This window comes from Mycetocola sp. Y444 (genome assembly GCF_059445295.1).
The window spans coordinates 964,221-979,880 of sequence record NZ_JCAIUB010000002.1 but is presented as its reverse complement, the minus strand read 5'-3'; the positions used below and the strand labels follow the sequence as shown (position 1 = coordinate 979,880).

Below are 15,660 nucleotides of genomic sequence, written 5' to 3'. Positions count from 1 at the left end.
CGTGCCGGGTGATCTCGACCGGAACGGGTGTTCTCGGTGAAGCTGGGTCTACTTACTCCCGCAGCACAGCGCCGAAGCGCTCGGTGGCCAGCGCCGAACCGGCGAGCTTGGCCTCAGACGCCTCAGCAGCGGTCAGCGTGCGATCCCGGGCTCGGAACCGCAGCGCGAAGGTGAGGCTCTTCGCGTCGTCGGCGACACCTTTTCCGCGGTAGTCGTCAACTAGGCGGATGTCTTCCAGCAGTTCCCCTGCACCCTCACGAACCGCGGCGAGCACGTCGCCAGCGGGTACCGAGCGCGGCACAACGAGAGAGAGGTCCTGGGTGGCTGCGGGAAGCGTGCCGATCACGCCAGCCGCGATCTCGGCATCCGTCGATTCGAGGATCGCGTCGAGGTCGACCTCGGCGACGGCGACGACCCGCGGCAGGTCGGAATCGAGAGCGAGCTGCGGCAGCAACTCCCCCGCATAACCGACCACACGGTCGCCAACCCGAAGTTCGGCGGTGCGGCCCGGGTGAAGCGACTTGTGGCTGCCCTGGACGACGTCGATGGTCGCACCCGTCGCAAGACCGATCTGCGCAACGGCGGCGAGAGCATCCGCGATTCCGGACGGGACAGCAGCGACTCCCGGCTGCTTCGCAACGACGTTTCCGACGATGAGCACGGCAACGTGACGCGGCTGCGGCGGGATTCCGGCATTGAGCTCGGCAAGCTGCTCGTCGGTCGGACGCACGACTCCAGACGGCAGTGCGGCCTGGCCGTACTGCACACCGGGCTCAGGGGTGAAGACCAGTCCGAGCTCAAAGATCGACACGTCGGTCAACCCACGCGACAGGTTGCGCTTCGCCGCCGAGATCAGTCCTGGCAGCAGGCTCGTGCGCAGGTACGGCGCACTGGCGTCGAGTGCGTTCGCGACCTTGATGGCCGGCACGCTGCCCTCAACGGGCGAACCAAACTTGTCGTTGTCAGCGGCGGAAAGGAACGGGAACGCGAGGATCTCCGTCGAACCGGCGGCCGCGAGAACGTCTGCAACGTTACGTCGCACCCGCTGCGAACGGGTCAGACCGCGTCCCGGAGGAGCGACCGGCAGCACCGACGGAATCCGGTCGTAGCCGACGATACGCGCCACTTCTTCGGCGAGGTCGCTCTTGTCGGTGATGTCGGGGCGCCAGGTCGGAGCCGTCACTCGGAGGCCGCCGTCGGTGTCCTCGACGGTCGCTCCGATCTCGACCAGCGAGTCGCGGATCTCATCGGCGGTGTACTCGATACCCACGAGACCGGAGATGTAGCCGTCAGGCAGCAGGATCGGTGTTGCGGATGCCGCTTCACCGACGATCGAACCGGTTGCGTCGGCCTCTCCCCCGGCCAGTTCGACCATGAGTTCGGCGACACGCGACGCCGCAGCGACGGCGATCGCGGGGTCGACACCGCGCTCGAAGCGCTTGGACGCTTCGCTCGGCAGCTTGTGCCTGCGTGCCGTGCGCGCGATCGACACGGGGTCGAAGTTCGCCGCCTCGATGAGCACGTTGCGAGTGCTCTCGCCCATCTCTGTGGTCGCGCCACCCATGACGCCGGCGAGGCCGATCGGCCCCGAACCGTCGGTGATGAGCAGGTCCTCAGGGCTGAGCGTGCGCTCCTGGCCGTCGAGGGTCACAAGCTTCTCCCCCGGCTGCGCGCGCCGCACGGTGATGCCGTCGGTGAGCGCGTCGAGGTCGTAGCCGTGAATCGGCTGGCCGAGTTCGAGCATCACGTAGTTGGTGATGTCTACGAGGAGCGAAATCGAACGGATGCCCGCAAGCCGCAGTCGCGACACCATCCACGGCGGCGTCGGGCGTGAAGCATCCACGTTCCGAACGATGCGGGTGGCGAACACGCGCACACCGGGCTTGCCGTGAATCGGTGCGTCGTCGGCGATCGTGACCGGGAAGCCGTCGGTGCCGGTCGGCCGGAAGTCCTCGCGCTGCGCGGGGTCGCGGAATGCGGCACCGGTGGCGTGAGCGTACTCGCGGGAAACGCCGCGAATGGAGAACGCGTACCCGCGGTCGGGTGTGACGTTGATCTCGACTGCCGCGTCGTCCAGACCGAGCAGCGCGATGGCATCCGTACCTGGCTCAGCGTCGACGCCGAGCGTCGACAGGCGCAGGATGCCGTCGTGCTCCTCACCGAGGCCGAGCTCACGTGTCGAGGCGATCATGCCGTCGGAGACGTGGCCGTAGGTCTTGCGGGGCGTGATCGGGAACGGGCCGGGGAGAACCGCGCCGGGCAGGGTCACGACGACCTTGTCACCGACGAAGAAGTTACCCGCGCCACAGACGATGCCGTGCACGTCGGGTCCGCCGTCGGCGGCGAGCTCGCCCTCGGGCGCAACGCGCACCTGGCACCAGCGGATGACCTTGCCGTTCTTCTGCGGCTCCTCGACGAACTCGAGCACCTCGCCGACGACGACGGGTCCCGTCACGTCGAAGGTGTGAACGTCTTCCTCTTCGAGGCCGACCTTAACGAGTGCAGCGTGCACGTCTTCCGTGGTCGATCCCGGTGCGAGATCGACGTATTCAGCGAGCCAACTGAGGGGCACCCGCATGCTAAACCACCATTCCAAACTGCTGTGAGAAGCGAATATCGCCCTCAACCATCTCCCGCATGTCCTGGACGTCGTTGCGCAGCATCAGGCCACGCTCGACTCCCATGCCGAAGGCGAAACCTGAATATTCGTCCGGGTCGATCCCGGCCGCGCGGAGCACGTTCGGGTTGATCATGCCGCAGCCACCCCACTCGATCCAGCGAGGGCCGTGCTTGAACGTCGGGTGCCAGAAGTCGAGCTCGGCGCTCGGCTCGGTGAACGGGAAGTAGCTCGGGCGCAGGCGGATCTTCGCCTCATCACCGAAGATCGACTTCACGAAGTGGTCGAGCGTGCCCTTGAGGTGCGCCATGGTCAGACCCTTGTCGACGGCGAGGCCCTCGAACTGCATGAACACGGGCAGGTGAGTCGCGTCGAACTCGTCGGTGCGGTAGACGCGACCGGGCGCGAGCACGTAGACGGGAAGCTCACGAGTGAGCAGTGACCGCACCTGCACCGGCGAGGTGTGGGTGCGCAGCACGAGGTGTGACTCGGGCGGGTCGATGAAAAACGTGTCCTGCATCGCGCGCGCTGGGTGGTCGGCGTCGAAGTTGAGCGCGTCGAAGTTGAACCACTCGCTCTCGACCTCCGGGCCTTCGGCGATCTCCCAGCCCATTCCGGTGAAGATCTCGCTCACGCGGTCCTGGAGGAGGGTGAGCGGATGCCGTGCACCTGCGGTGTAGCGGCTGGCCAGCGCGGTCACGTCAACGGCCTCTGCGGCGAGCTGAGCCGCGTTCTCGGCTTCGACGATCTCCTGCTCGCGAGCGGCAAACGCCGCGTTCACGCGACCTCGTGCCTGGCCGACGAGTTTGCCGAGCGGGGCCTTCTGGTCGGGAGCGACGTTGCGCAGCTCACCGTTGAGCTTCGCCAGCGGCGAGGCCTCTCCGGTGTGCTCGGTACGTACGTGCTTGAGGGCTGCGGAATCGGCTGCGGCGGCAATTGCGGCGAGGGCTGATTCGACTGCCGCGTTCACGGCGGATTCGGTTATTACTTGCGAGTCGGACACGGTCCACAAGTCTACCGAGTGATGCGAATCAGCCGCGCCGCTGCCGTCAACCGGGGTTGGTGCCCTGCGTCGATTCCGACTGCCGAGCCGCTGCCGATGCCTGAGCGATCGCGATGGCGGGGTCCACGTCGACGGGCTTTCTGCCCCTGCGTCCCCGGCCTCCACGGCGCGCTGAGTCAGTGCGCTTCGAGAGCCAGCGGGCGACCCACGAGAGTGCGAGGTTCATGATCAGGTAGATCACGAACGTCACGGCGAAGAGCGAGAACAGGTAGCGGTTGCCGTAGAAGCTCGCCAGGTTGTTCATCGTCGAGCGGAGAAGTTCCGGGTAACCGACGATGAATCCGAGCGACGTGTCCTTGAGCAGCACGACCAGCTGGGCGACGATCACCGGCAGCATCTGGCGGAATGCCTGCGGGAATTCGATGAGCATCCGGGTCTGGAGTTCGCGCATTCCGAGACTCAACCCGGCCTCGCGCTGCCCGCGCGGCAGGGAGGCAAGTCCTGCCCTGAGCGCTTCACCGATGATGGCGCCGTTGTACAGGCCGAGAGCGAGCACAACAGCGAGGTACGCCCCGCTGGAGAAGCCGAGCAGGATGAAGAGCATCATCAGGAGAACGGGCATGCCTCGAACGAACTCGAGGACAATGGTGATGGGAACCCGGATCCAGGCCGTCTTCGCTGTGCGGAGCAGAGCAAAGATCACGCCGAGAACGAGCGCGAGGACCGCTGCTGCTCCGGCGGCGCGCAGAGTGTTGAGCACGCCCTTGCCAATGAACGTCCAGACCTCAGGGTCGGCGAAGATATTCCACCGGCTTGGATCAAACATGCCGGGAAGGGTAATCCCGCCCGAACTGGGCCGTGGTGCTGCCAGAACCGAGTAAATCCAGTACAGGCCACCGAGGATGAGAATGCCGACCACGATGGAGAGAATCAGCGAGAGCCGCCTCGCCTTCGGACCGGGAGCGTCGAACAGAACGGAACCGCTCATCGCGCCACCACCCACTTCTTCTCGAGCCGCCCGGCAAAGAGCCCCAGCGGAATAGTTATGAGCAGGTAGAAGGTCGCGACGCCCAGGAGCACCGCGATGACAGCGTTTCCGTTGTCGTTCGCGAGTTCTTTACCGATGGTGAAGAGCTCGGCCACGAAGAAACCACCGGCGACCGAGGTGTTCTTGGTCAGGGCGATGATGACGTTGATCAACGGCGGGATGACCATCCGGAACGCCTGGGGGAACACGACGTATCCGACCGTCTGGCTGAAGCCGAGCCCAAGGCTACGTGCGGCCTCGGCCTGGCCGATCGGAACGCCGTTGATTCCGGAGCGCAGGGCTTCGGCCACGAACGGCGAGGTGTACACGCTGAGGCCGATCATCGCAAACGTCGCGTAATCGAACCGGACACCGAGGTACGGCAGGATGAACGCGCAGAAGAAGAGGACGAGTGTGAGCGGAGTGTTCCTGATCAACTCGGTGTACACGGCGCCGAAGCCGCGCAGTGAGGGGACCGGTGAGATCCGCATGGTCGCGATGATGGTTCCGAGGATCAGGGCGGCAATCGCAGCGACAACGAGGAGTTGCAGCGTCATGCCGAAGCCTGAGAGGTACCGAGGCAGGTTGTCGATGATGACGTCCATGTGGCCTCTTCCGTTTCTGTTGGGGTGGCGCTCACGAACGGGGCGGGGACACGCCCCGCCCCGTTCGTGTGTGGAACTTCTAGTAGCGGTCTACCGCAGGAGGCTCAACGTACTCGAGGACCGTTCCAGCGGTGCTGTCCCAAGCCTCCTCGTACGAACCGTCTTCGTAGGATTCCTCGAGGACATCGTTGATCCAGTCGCGGAACTCGATGTCGTCCTTGGCAAGCCCGATGCCGTAAGGCTCCTCGGTGAACGGCTTTCCGACCACCTTGAACTCGCCCTCGTTCTGCGCAGCGAGACCGGCGAGGATCACGTTGTCAGTCGACACGGCGACGACCTGGCCCGAGCGCAGCGGCTCGAGGCAGTTGGAGTAGGTGTCGGTGAGAACCGGGGTTGCGCCGATTTCAGCCAGCTTCGCCGCGGGTGTCGAACCGGTCACCGAGCAGACGGGCTGACCGACGAGGTCTTTCTCGCTCTTGATGGACTTGTCGTCGGCGAGCGTCAGGATCGACTGCCCGGCCATGTAGTACGGCCCGGCGAAGTCGATGACTTCCTTGCGCTTGTCGTTGATCGTGTAGGTGGCGATGACGAGGTCGACCTCACCGTTCTGGATGTACGGCTCGCGGTTCGCGGAGACCGTTTCCTTCCATTCGATGTCCTCTTCGGCGATGCCGAGCTTCGCGGCGATGATCTTGCCGACCTCGACGTCGAAGCCGACGGGCTCTCCGCTCGGGCCGACGAGGCCGAAGAGCGGCTGGTCGAACTTCGTGCCGATGGTGATCTTGCCATCTTCTGCCAGCTCGGCCATCGTTGTGCCGGCTTCAAAGGTGGGGGCTGCTTCCGGTTCGGGGGCTGCGGTGTCTCCGCCGCCTCCCGCACAGGCGGAAAGCGTGAGCAACGCGGCTCCGCCGAGGGCGATCAGTGATAGCTTTTTGCGCTTCATCTCGTTCTCATTCCTTGTGATGTGCTGTGTTTTCCCGGCTGCCGAAGCGGCCAAGGGTGATGAGCCGCGCGCTCAGGGGCGCGCGGCGGTCAGTGGTCGAGGATCTTGGACAGGAAGTCCTGTGCGCGTTCAGACTTCGGGTGGCTGAAGAAGGTCTCGGGAGTGGCTTCCTCAACGATCTCGCCCTCTGCCATGAACAGCACCCGGTCGGCCGCCTTGCGGGCGAAGCCCATCTCGTGGGTGACCACGATCATGGTCATGCCTTCCTTGGCGAGGCCGACCATGACGTCGAGAACCTCGTTGATCATTTCGGGGTCGAGGGCGCTCGTCGGCTCGTCCATCAGGATCAGTTTGGGGCTCATCGCGAGCGAGCGGGCGATCGCAACACGCTGCTGCTGACCGCCGGAGAGCTGTGCCGGCATCTTGTGCGCCTGGTTTGCCACCCCGACGCGCTCGAGCAGTGTCATCGCGCGCTCAGTGGCATCCTTCTTCGACATCTTCTTCACCTTGATCGGTGCGAGCGTGATGTTCTCGAGCACCGTCTTGTGCGCGAACAGGTTGAAGGACTGGAAAACCATGCCGACATCGGCACGGAGACGGGCGAGGTCCGCGCCCTCTTCCGGGAGCTTCTTTCCATCGATGGTGATCGTGCCGGAGTCGATGGTCTCGAGCCGGTTGATCGCCCGGCACAGGGTGGATTTGCCCGAACCGCTTGGACCGATCACGACGACGACCTCACCGCGGGTCACCGTGGTGTTGATGTCCTTGAGTACATGGAGATCGCCGTAGTGTTTGTTGACCGAGTCGACGACCACCAGGGGCTCACCACGTTTCGCTATGGGCATGCTCGTCGTGTTCGGTATCAGCGTTGGTTCCATGCGTCCAAACTAAAGGACACGGTGTTTCGCCCGTATGACGAGAGGCATCCGTTACTGATTCGTAACCAAGATTACGAACAGTATCGGATGCCTCTGGGCGGGGTGGGTCAGACGGCGCTGCGCTGCGCGAACGCGGACTCGTAGAGACACACCGACGCCGCGGTCGCGAGGTTCATCGACTCGGCGTGGCCGTAAATCGGAACCGTGATCGCGGCATCCGCGAGCGGAAGCTGCTCATCGGTCAGGCCGTGCGCCTCGTTTCCGAACAGCCAGGCGGTCGGCTGGACGAGTTCGCCCGAGACGCGGGCGTCGAGCAGGCTCGTGCCCTTCACGTCGGCGGCGAGTACACGGAGTCCGGCCTTGTGCGCCCGCTCGATGACGTTCGGGAGTTCGGCGCCGACCGCGATCGGCAGGTGGAACAGGGACCCCGTCGTCGAGCGGACGACCTTGGGGTTGTACAGGTCGACGCTGCGCCCGGTGAGGATGACGGCATCCGCACCTGCAGAATCGGCGGCACGGATGATGGTTCCCAGGTTTCCGGGGTCGCGAACCTCTTCGAGGATGGCAATGAGCTTGGGCTCGCCGTTGAAGATGTCCTTCATCGAGGTCGGGAACTGGTGCGCAACGGCGATGAAGCCCTGCGGAGTCACTGTGTCGCTCATCACACCGAGGACTTCCTCGGAGACGAACTCGACGTCGAAGTCGGTCTGCTCGTCAGCCATGGCTGCGATGTCGGGGTACCGCTCAAGAGCTGTGGGTGTTGCGTAGAGTTCGACGATCAGCCCGGGGCGGAAGGTCAGCGCCTCTGAGACCGCCTGCGGCCCCTCGAGAAGAAAGAGGCCGGTTTCGAGACGGGCCGGTCGTTTGGCAAGTTTTGCTACCGCTCTGACGCGCGGGGAACGTGGGTTATCAAGCACTCCCCCAGTCTAGGGACAGGCACGTCCGCGGTGGGGAGGCGCGCACAACGAAACAACGGGCACCCCGCCGAAGCGGGATGCCCGTTGAAAGGAGAAAGCTGCTTACGCTGCTGCGTCAACCTTCGGAGCCGAGGTGTCGGCCGGGAGGGCCTTCTTCGCGCTCTCGACGAGGGCCGCAAACGTAGCGGGCTCGTTGACGGCGAGCTCGGCGAGGATACGACGGTCAACCTCGATACCAGCAAGGCCGAGGCCCTGGATGAGGCGGTTGTACGTGAGGCCGTTGGCACGCGATGCCGCGTTGATCCGCTGGATCCAGAGGCGACGGAAGTCACCCTTCTTCTGGCGGCGGTCACGGTACGCGTAAACCATGGAGTGGGTGACCTGCTCCTTGGCCTTCCGGTACAGGCGCGAACGCTGACCGCGGTAACCCTCAGCCCGCTCGAGGATCTTCCGACGCTTCTTGTGAGCGTTTACCGCCCTTTTAACTCTTGCCATTTGTATATATTCCTAACGGGTTCAGGTCTTAGTGACCGAGAAGCTTCTTGATGTTCTTGGTGTCAGCCTTCGAGACGAGCTGGTCGGTGTTCAAGCGACGCTTACGCTGTCCGGACTTCACCTCGAGGTTGTGGCGCATGCCCGACTGCTGCTTCTTGATCTTGCCGGAACCGGTGAGCTTGAATCGCTTCTTGGCACCGGAATGGGTCTTCTGCTTAGGCATTGTCTTCCTCCTGCTTCGCTGCTTTATTGGCAGCACGTTGTGCGTTGGCTTCGGCCTTGGCCTCTGACTTGTTTTTCAGAGGGCCGATCACCATGACCATGTTTCGACCATCGATGGTCGGAGTGGACTCAACAGTGCCCAGTTCCGAAACATCTTCGGCAAATTTTTGGAGCAAGCGAACACCCTGGTCGGGTCGTGACTGCTCACGACCGCGGAACAGGATCATTGCTTTGACCTTGTCACCAGCCTTGAGGAAGCCCTCAGCGCGCTTGCGCTTTGTTTCGTAGTCGTGCTTGTCGATCTTGAGACGGAACCGAACCTCTTTGAGGATGGTGTTCGCCTGGTTACGCCTGGCCTCCTTGGCCTTCTGCGCAGCCTCGTACTTGAACTTGCCGTAATCCATGATCTTCGCGACCGGAGGCTTGGAGTTCGGGGCGACCTCGACGAGATCGAGCTCAGCTTCCTGCGCCAGGCGCAGTGCTACCTCAATCTTGACAACGCCGACCTGTTCTCCGGCGGGACCCACGAGGCGGACCTCGGGGACTCGGATACGGTCGTTTGTACGGGGATCGCTAATGCGTTACTCCTCTAACTCAATCTCTGACTTTCAATACAGACGGATGCCTGAATCAAGCGAGAGAGGAGAAGTCACACACCACAACCATGACGGAAAAAAATCCATCACAGTGGCTCGTACCCTGTCTACCTCAGCATGGAAACCATGCGTCTGGCGGAGTACAACAACCCGGTAACCTTAGTGAAGCGGTCAAGCGCGGGTGGGAATTTTCCTCTTTCGTACCGGAACTTTAGTCCCGGAGCCGTCTTAGAGTCTAGCAGAGGTTGGCATTGAGCACTAACGAATCCCCATACGACAACGTCGAGGACGCTGCGTCCGACGCAACCCGCGACATCGCAGACGTCGGCGCCGTCGAAGTCATCACGACGACAGCCGTCCACCTCATGAGCGCGGCGGCGGTCAAATGTGGCCTCGCCGACGACCCTGAGTCGCAGCAGGACCTCGACGAGGCACGCAAGCTGATCAACGCCCTCGCTGGCCTGATCACCGCGGGAGCCCCCGAGATCAGCGACATGCACGCGCGCAGCCTTCGTGATGGGCTTCGCTCGCTGCAGCTGGCGTTCCGTGAGGCATCCGTCATTCCCGACCCCGTGGGCAAGGGCCCCGGCGAGAAGTGGACCGGCCCGGTCAACTAGGTCATCCCGCTCCCCCCACAGGCGCGGGCGAAGGCGCTACGCGTCGCGCCCGCGCCGCTCATCTGTCACAGATGCATGGCAAACGCGCCGGAACCATGCATCAGGGACGGTTGAACGCGCACCAACGCGCGAGTGTGCACCAGCGCGCGCGTTCCGCGCCGTTCATCTGTCACAGATGAACGGCAAACGCAGCGGAACCATGCATTAGCGACAGTTGAACGCGCACCAACGCTCGAGTGTGCACGAGCGCGCGCGTTCCGCCCGGATCAGCGGGACGCTTCGAGCCGCACCGCGAGTGAGTCGACCATCGTCGCGATCACGTCGCTCGCCGCCCACCGCTGGGCGAGCCTGGAGAGCACGGCGTCGAGCTCACTGCGCGTGAGGCCGTCGATCAGTTCGAGGTGGGCGATGAGTTCAGGGCCGGCCAGCCGCGCCCGTGCGTCACCCGACTCCAGCCTGACGTCGAGCACCGCCAGTTCGGAGCGCGCGCTCGTAAGAAATGCGTCGAGCACATCCGGGTTCGCGTACGCGGGCTGCCACGGCAGCGACTGCGCGATGGCCCACAGCGCCGGCCGCCGAATGGCGAACTCGGTGTCGCTCGTCGGGTCGAGCACGACGAGGTCTGTGTTCTCACTCGCCGCTGCGAGGGCAACGCGGATGCCGTCTGCCGGCACCGGTCGCGCGATCGTGTTCCAGGACTGCATGGCGGCCACCGACGAGAAGACCGGCAGCACGTTACGGCCGTCGGGACCGGCGACGGTCACGATGGACAGCTCCTGGGTCTTGTCGACTTTCTGGCCATGCGCGTTCACTCCGACGTCGCCGGCGTGGGTCACCAGTGGGATGAGCAGCCGCGACGAGCGGAACGCGTCGACGACGGCATCCTCCCCCGCTCGCCCATCCGCGAATCGCGCGAGCGCGTCGATCAGCTGAGGTGGCGCAGACCCATCGTCGCCGGCAAAAGCGTTCTCGCCGAACTGGCGGCCCTCCCAGGGCTGCCCGGCCGAGTCTGCGGGATTAGTCGGATGCGACATCCAGCGCCTCAGCCAGGGTGAATGCACCCGCGTAGAGCGCCTTGCCGACGATCGCACCCTCGAGACCGAGCGGCACGAGTTCGCGCAGGGCAACGAGGTCGTCGAGGCTCGACACTCCACCGGACGCGATGACCGGTCGGTTGGTCCGCTCCATCACCTGGCGAAGCAGGTCGACGTTGGGCCCCTGGAGGGTGCCATCCTTCGTCACGTCGGTGACGACATAGCGGGCGCAGCCGGCCCGCTCGAGCCGGTCGATGACCGTCCACAGGTCGCCGCCCTCACGGGTCCAGCCCCGTGCCGCGAGTGTGGTTCCGCGGACATCGAGGCCGACCGCGACGGCTTCGCCGTACTGGCCTATGACGTTCGCAGCCCACTCCGGGTTCTCCAGCGCCGCCGTACCGAGGTTGATTCGCTTGGCTCCGGTCGCGAGAGCTGCCTTGAGTGACGCGTCGTCGCGGATGCCACCGGAGAGTTCGACGTTCACACCGCGGACCTGCTTGATCACCTTGCGGATCACGCCCGCGTTGTTCCCACGGCCGAATGCGGCATCGAGGTCCACCAGGTGGATCCACTCGGCGCCCTGGCGCGCCCAGTCAGCGGCGGCGTCGACCGGATCGCCGTAGCTGGTCTCCGTGCCCGCCTCCCCCTGGGTCAGACGGACGGCTTTGCCGCCGGCGACGTCGACGGCCGGAAGCAGCACAAGCTTCGGGGTCGTGTTGAACTCACTCATGAATTGTCCTTGGTTGTGTGGTGCGGCACGAGCGTGCCATTCGAAAGAATGCGGAGGGTCAGTCCGATGTGAGAGAGCCGACCCAGTTGGCCAGCAAGCGGATGCCGGCATCGCCGGACTTCTCCGGGTGGAACTGCGTCGCGCTCAGCGGTCCGTTTTCGACGGCGGCGAGGAACCGGGTTCCGTGTTCGGCCCACGTCAGTGCCGGCTCGTGGAACGGCGGCATCACCTCGAGCTTCCAGTCCTGCGCGGCGTACGAGTGCACGAAATAGAAGCGTTCGTCGCGGATGCCGCGGAAGAGGACGGAGTCTTCGGGCGCGTCGACCGTGTTCCAGCCGATGTGCGGGAGAACGGGCGCGTCGAGTTCCGTCACGACGCCCGGCCACTCTCCGAGGCCCTCTGTGTCGACGCCGCGTTCAACACCGCGCTCGAACAGAATCTGCATCCCGACACAGATGCCCATGACCTTGCGACCACCGGCCAGCCGGCGATCGATCACTTCACCCCCGCGCGAGGTGGAGAGCTGTTCCATGACCGCGCTGAACGCTCCAACACCGGGCACGAGAAGACCGTCGGCCTCGAGTGCCTTGCGTCGGTCACCGGTCAGCTCGACGTCGGCGCCCGCCGCTTCAAGTGCCTTGACCGCGGAGTGGACGTTGCCGCTCCCGTAGTCGAGAACAACAACGCTTGGCCGTGACGATCCCGTCACAGTGCGCCCTTCGTCGATGGGATGCCGGTCACGAGAGGATCGAGAGCCTTCGCCTGCCGGAACGCCCGCGCGAATGCCTTGAACTCGGCCTCGGCGATGTGGTGCGGGTCGCGCCCGCCGAGCACGGTGACGTGAACGGTGAGTGCGGCGTTGAACGCAATGGCTTCGAACACGTGCCTCACCATCGACCCGGTGAAGTGACCACCGATGAGGTGGAACTCGAACCCCGCGGGCTCGCCGGAGTGCACGAGGTACGGCCGACCGGAAATGTCGACGACGGCCTGGACGAGTGCCTCGTCGAGGGGAACGAGAGCGTCGCCAAAGCGCGAAATGCCCTCCTTGGTGCCGAGCGCCTGCTTGATGGCCTGCCCGAGTGCGATGCCAATGTCTTCCACCGTGTGGTGCACATCGATCTCGATGTCGCCGGTGGCCCTGACCGTAAGGTCGACCAGTGCGTGCTTGGCGAACGCCGTCAGGAGGTGATCGTAAAAGGGCACGGTGGTGTGAATATCGCTGACACCGGTCCCATCGAGGTTGATCGTGAGGTCAATGCTCGATTCGCTCGTCTCGCGCTGGATCCGGGCGGTGCGCTGCGGCTGGCTCATGACTTCGAGCTTACCGCCGCAATGGCTTCGAGGAACGCGGTCGTCTCCGCCTCGGTACCCGCCGAAACCCGCATCTGATTGGCGAGGCCGATATCCCGGATGAGCACTCCGCGCTCGAGCAGTGACTCGAACAGTGCTGCCGGATCGTCAACGCCTCCGAACAGCACGAAGTTGCTGTGGCTCCGGTACGGGCGGTAGCCGAGGTCGGCGAGGCCAGCGCTGATGCGGTCGCGCTGGTTCTTGATGTCATCGACCATGGCGAGCATTTCGCCGCTGTGTGCAAGGGCAGCAATCGCCGCGGCTTGCGTGAGTGCGGAGAGGTGGTACGGAAGACGCACCAGGCGAAGCGCGTCCGTGACCGCCGGCGCCGCAGCGAGGTAGCCCACCCGTGCGCCGGCAAATGCGAAGGCTTTGCTCATGGTTCGTGACACGAGCAACCGGTCGCGCCCGTCGAGAAGGGACAGCGCGCTGGGAGTCCCCTCTGGGGCGAACTCGAAGTACGCCTCGTCCACGACCACGATGCCATCGGTCGCGTCATAGACGGCCTCGATGGTGTCGAGCCCAAGCGGGGTCCCGGTGGGGTTGTTCGGAGAACAGAGAATCACGACGTCGGGGCGTTCGCGGCGAACGGCGGCGCTGGCGGTCTCGGGCGAGATCTCGTAGTCGGCGTCACGCTCGGCGGCAATCCACCGGGTTCCGGTGCCTGCGGCCAGCAGCGGGTACATGGAATAGGTCGGGCTGAACCCGAGCACCGAGCGGCCAGGTCCGCCGAAAGCCTGGAGAACCTGCTGCAGAACCTCGTTCGAGCCGTTCGCGGCCCAGATGTGATCGGCAGTGAGACCGTGCCCGAGGTAACCGGCGAGGCTGATCCGTAGTTCGGTGAACTCGCGGTCGGGGTATCGGTTCACGCCGAGCACAGCGCGGGCGAGGGCGGTCACGATGTCGTGGGCCACGTCTTCGGGAATCGGATGCGTGTTCTCGTTGACGTTCAGGGCGACGGGCACGACCTTCTGGGGTGCGCCGTACGGGGACTTGCCACGAAGATCATCGCGGATGGGCAGGGCATCGAGGGAACTCACCCCGGAAGTTTACCCGCCGCGCCTTGCGCTTCGGTGTGCGTTACGGAGCCGTGTATCGCTCGGGAATGGCGATGTTCTGCCCGGGAACGACCGTGGACGTTTCGAGCTGGTTGAGGGCCATCACGTCGGCGATCACATCACGAGGGTCGGCCTCGGGAGCCAGCGTGCCCGCGAGGGACCACAGGGAGTCACCGTGTTCGACAGTGACGTACTCGAACGAGGCCGAGCTCGGGGACGACGACGCCGCTGCGGCGCCGGCGTTGAGTCCGAGCCAGGCCGCGAGAGCGATGAACGGAGCAGCGGCGAGCGAGGTCAGGACAACGCGACCGCGCCGGGTGAGTCGGATGCGCCCGGTGGGGCGTGCGATCATCGCTGACGCGTCGCCTCCGGCGGCCTGTGTACGCGGGTTCGATGGGCGCGGCGCCTCGGGGCGCCGGGCGGCTGGACGCGAGAGAGAGTGAATGGGGGTGATGACTGCGGTGCTCATGGTGCGCCTCCGGTTCGTGCTGTGAACTGTTGTGTGGCGATTCGAAGAATTCGTATCCGGCCCTCGGCCGGGAGGGCCGAATACGAACCTGTATTCCGAATCTATATTCGATTGTTCGAAGATTCAAGTCCTTCTTCGGACTTTTTTGCAGAATTTGCCCGACACACTCGAACAAATCTTTGCTGGGGCCCCTCGGGACGGATAGAGTTTCGATTGATGGTTGAGACTCAACCAGTGACCACTGACATTGGCCGGGGCTGCCCGCCAGACGGGAGTGACATGACGCTCGACGACGCGAATATCACGGCTGAGAACGAGCCGGATGCCGCTGTTTCATCTGCCGCTCCAAAGGCACGGAAGGCCAAGCGCGTGCCGGCAGAGAAGCCGACCACGCGCCGCCGCAAGAGCCTGAGCGAGAAGCAGCTGGCGATCCTCGACGTGATCCAGCGCTCCGTGCAGAGCCGCGGCTACCCGCCGAGCATGCGCGAAATCGGCGACGCGGTCGGACTCGCGTCACTCTCAAGCGTGACGCACCAGCTCAACCAGCTCGAGCTGAGCGGTTACCTGCGCAGGGACCCCAATCGGCCCCGTGCACTCGAGATCCTGATCGACCTGCCCTCCCCCTCGAACGTTGCCGACTTCGAAAGCTCAACACCGGTCGGCGACGCCGCGATGGTGCCCCTGGTCGGACGCATCGCTGCCGGGGTGCCGATTACCGCTGACCAGCAGGTCGAAGAGGTCTTCCCCCTGCCGCGTCAGCTCGTGGGCAAGGGCGAGCTGTTCATGCTCAAGGTCTCGGGTGAGTCGATGATCGACGCAGCGATCTGCGACGGCGACTGGGTTGTCGTCCGTCAGCAGCCGACCGCCGAGAACGGCGACATCGTCGCTGCCATGCTCGATGGCGAAGCCACGGTCAAGGTGTTTCGCCAGCGCGATGGCCACACCTGGCTGCTCCCCCGCAATACGAACTTCGAACCGATCCTCGGCGACGAAGCCGACGTGCTCGGCAAGATCGTTGCGGTCCTCCGCGCGGTGTAGCCACTCACGGTGGGGCGCCTGACGCCCGCTTAACGGTCGGATGCCCCGGGTACAGACC

The 15,660-nt window shown here is 64.7% G+C and carries 18 protein-coding genes; 2 read left to right on the top strand and 16 right to left on the bottom strand.

Annotation, left to right across the window (positions count from 1 at the left end):
- Positions 1-52 precede the first annotated feature (52 nt).
- The 10 genes from pheT to infC all read right to left on the bottom strand — a co-directional run bounded on the left by pheT (position 53) and on the right by infC (position 9,285).
- Complete coding sequence (gene pheT, locus AC1C2M_RS11265) at positions 53-2,578, bottom strand: phenylalanine--tRNA ligase subunit beta (RefSeq protein ID WP_495436442.1); 2,526 nt, start codon at positions 2,576-2,578, stop codon at positions 53-55.
- 1 nt (position 2,579) lies between these two features.
- A complete protein-coding gene (pheS, locus tag AC1C2M_RS11260) occupies positions 2,580-3,620 on the bottom strand; it encodes a phenylalanine--tRNA ligase subunit alpha (protein ID WP_483405836.1) in 1,041 nt (346 codons plus the stop codon).
- Positions 3,621-3,666: 46 nt separating this feature from the next.
- Positions 3,667-4,608 carry an amino acid ABC transporter permease gene (locus tag AC1C2M_RS11255; RefSeq protein ID WP_495436440.1) on the bottom strand — a complete coding sequence of 314 codons (942 nt, stop codon included), beginning with the start codon at positions 4,606-4,608 and terminating at the stop codon, positions 3,667-3,669.
- On the bottom strand, positions 4,605-5,252 hold the full coding sequence (locus AC1C2M_RS11250) for an amino acid ABC transporter permease (protein WP_483405834.1): 648 nt from the start codon (positions 5,250-5,252) through the stop codon (positions 4,605-4,607). The genes AC1C2M_RS11255 and AC1C2M_RS11250 overlap by 4 nt, the downstream gene beginning before the upstream one ends.
- Positions 5,253-5,331: 79 nt before the next feature.
- Positions 5,332-6,195: a glutamate ABC transporter substrate-binding protein gene (locus AC1C2M_RS11245; protein WP_483405833.1), complete on the bottom strand. Its 864-nt coding sequence runs from the start codon at positions 6,193-6,195 to the stop codon at positions 5,332-5,334.
- Positions 6,196-6,284: 89 nt separating this feature from the next.
- Complete coding sequence (locus AC1C2M_RS11240) at positions 6,285-7,040, bottom strand: amino acid ABC transporter ATP-binding protein (protein WP_495436516.1); 756 nt, start codon at positions 7,038-7,040, stop codon at positions 6,285-6,287.
- A 140-nt stretch (positions 7,041-7,180) separates the two neighbouring features.
- Positions 7,181-7,990 carry a TrmH family RNA methyltransferase gene (locus tag AC1C2M_RS11235; protein ID WP_483405832.1) on the bottom strand — a complete coding sequence of 270 codons (810 nt, stop codon included), beginning with the start codon at positions 7,988-7,990 and terminating at the stop codon, positions 7,181-7,183.
- 102 nt (positions 7,991-8,092) lie between these two features.
- Positions 8,093-8,485 carry a 50S ribosomal protein L20 gene (gene rplT / locus AC1C2M_RS11230; protein ID WP_108390635.1) on the bottom strand — a complete coding sequence of 131 codons (393 nt, stop codon included), beginning with the start codon at positions 8,483-8,485 and terminating at the stop codon, positions 8,093-8,095.
- Positions 8,486-8,513: 28 nt separating this feature from the next.
- Positions 8,514-8,708: a 50S ribosomal protein L35 gene (gene rpmI / locus AC1C2M_RS11225; RefSeq protein WP_108390634.1), complete on the bottom strand. Its 195-nt coding sequence runs from the start codon at positions 8,706-8,708 to the stop codon at positions 8,514-8,516.
- Entirely contained in the window at positions 8,701-9,285 is a 585-nt protein-coding gene (gene infC, locus AC1C2M_RS11220) for a translation initiation factor IF-3 (protein ID WP_108390633.1), read from the bottom strand. The genes rpmI and infC overlap by 8 nt, the downstream gene beginning before the upstream one ends.
- A gap of 269 nt (positions 9,286-9,554) precedes the next feature.
- Here infC and AC1C2M_RS11215 point away from each other — a divergent pair, with 269 nt between their 5' ends.
- Positions 9,555-9,920: a DUF1844 domain-containing protein gene (locus AC1C2M_RS11215; RefSeq protein ID WP_198410458.1), complete on the top strand. Its 366-nt coding sequence runs from the start codon at positions 9,555-9,557 to the stop codon at positions 9,918-9,920.
- Positions 9,921-10,186: 266 nt separating this feature from the next.
- Here AC1C2M_RS11215 and AC1C2M_RS11210 read toward each other — a convergent pair whose 3' ends face one another.
- The 6 genes from AC1C2M_RS11210 to AC1C2M_RS11185 are packed head-to-tail and all read right to left on the bottom strand — an operon-like array spanning position 10,187 to position 14,564.
- Positions 10,187-10,954: an SseB family protein gene (locus AC1C2M_RS11210; protein ID WP_495436439.1), complete on the bottom strand. Its 768-nt coding sequence runs from the start codon at positions 10,952-10,954 to the stop codon at positions 10,187-10,189.
- On the bottom strand, positions 10,938-11,684 hold the full coding sequence (gene priA, locus AC1C2M_RS11205; protein WP_483405830.1) for a bifunctional 1-(5-phosphoribosyl)-5-((5-phosphoribosylamino)methylideneamino)imidazole-4-carboxamide isomerase/phosphoribosylanthranilate isomerase PriA: 747 nt from the start codon (positions 11,682-11,684) through the stop codon (positions 10,938-10,940). Before priA ends, AC1C2M_RS11210 begins: the two co-directional genes overlap by 17 nt.
- Positions 11,685-11,742: 58 nt before the next feature.
- Positions 11,743-12,393, bottom strand: a complete 651-nt coding sequence (gene hisH, locus AC1C2M_RS11200) for an imidazole glycerol phosphate synthase subunit HisH (RefSeq protein WP_483405829.1) — start codon at positions 12,391-12,393, stop codon at positions 11,743-11,745.
- A complete protein-coding gene (gene hisB, locus AC1C2M_RS11195) occupies positions 12,390-12,998 on the bottom strand; it encodes an imidazoleglycerol-phosphate dehydratase HisB (protein ID WP_495436437.1) in 609 nt (202 codons plus the stop codon). Before hisB ends, hisH begins: the two co-directional genes overlap by 4 nt.
- Positions 12,995-14,077 carry a histidinol-phosphate transaminase gene (locus tag AC1C2M_RS11190; RefSeq protein WP_495436435.1) on the bottom strand — a complete coding sequence of 361 codons (1,083 nt, stop codon included), beginning with the start codon at positions 14,075-14,077 and terminating at the stop codon, positions 12,995-12,997. Before AC1C2M_RS11190 ends, hisB begins: the two co-directional genes overlap by 4 nt.
- 40 nt (positions 14,078-14,117) lie before the next feature.
- Positions 14,118-14,564 (bottom strand): LysM peptidoglycan-binding domain-containing protein, encoded by a 447-nt coding sequence (locus AC1C2M_RS11185; protein ID WP_495436433.1) that lies wholly within the window; start codon positions 14,562-14,564, stop codon positions 14,118-14,120.
- A gap of 234 nt (positions 14,565-14,798) precedes the next feature.
- Between AC1C2M_RS11185 and lexA the strand changes: the two genes are divergently transcribed.
- Entirely contained in the window at positions 14,799-15,602 is an 804-nt protein-coding gene (gene lexA / locus AC1C2M_RS11180) for a transcriptional repressor LexA (protein ID WP_495436431.1), read from the top strand.
- The last annotated feature ends 58 nt before the right edge of the window (positions 15,603-15,660 follow it).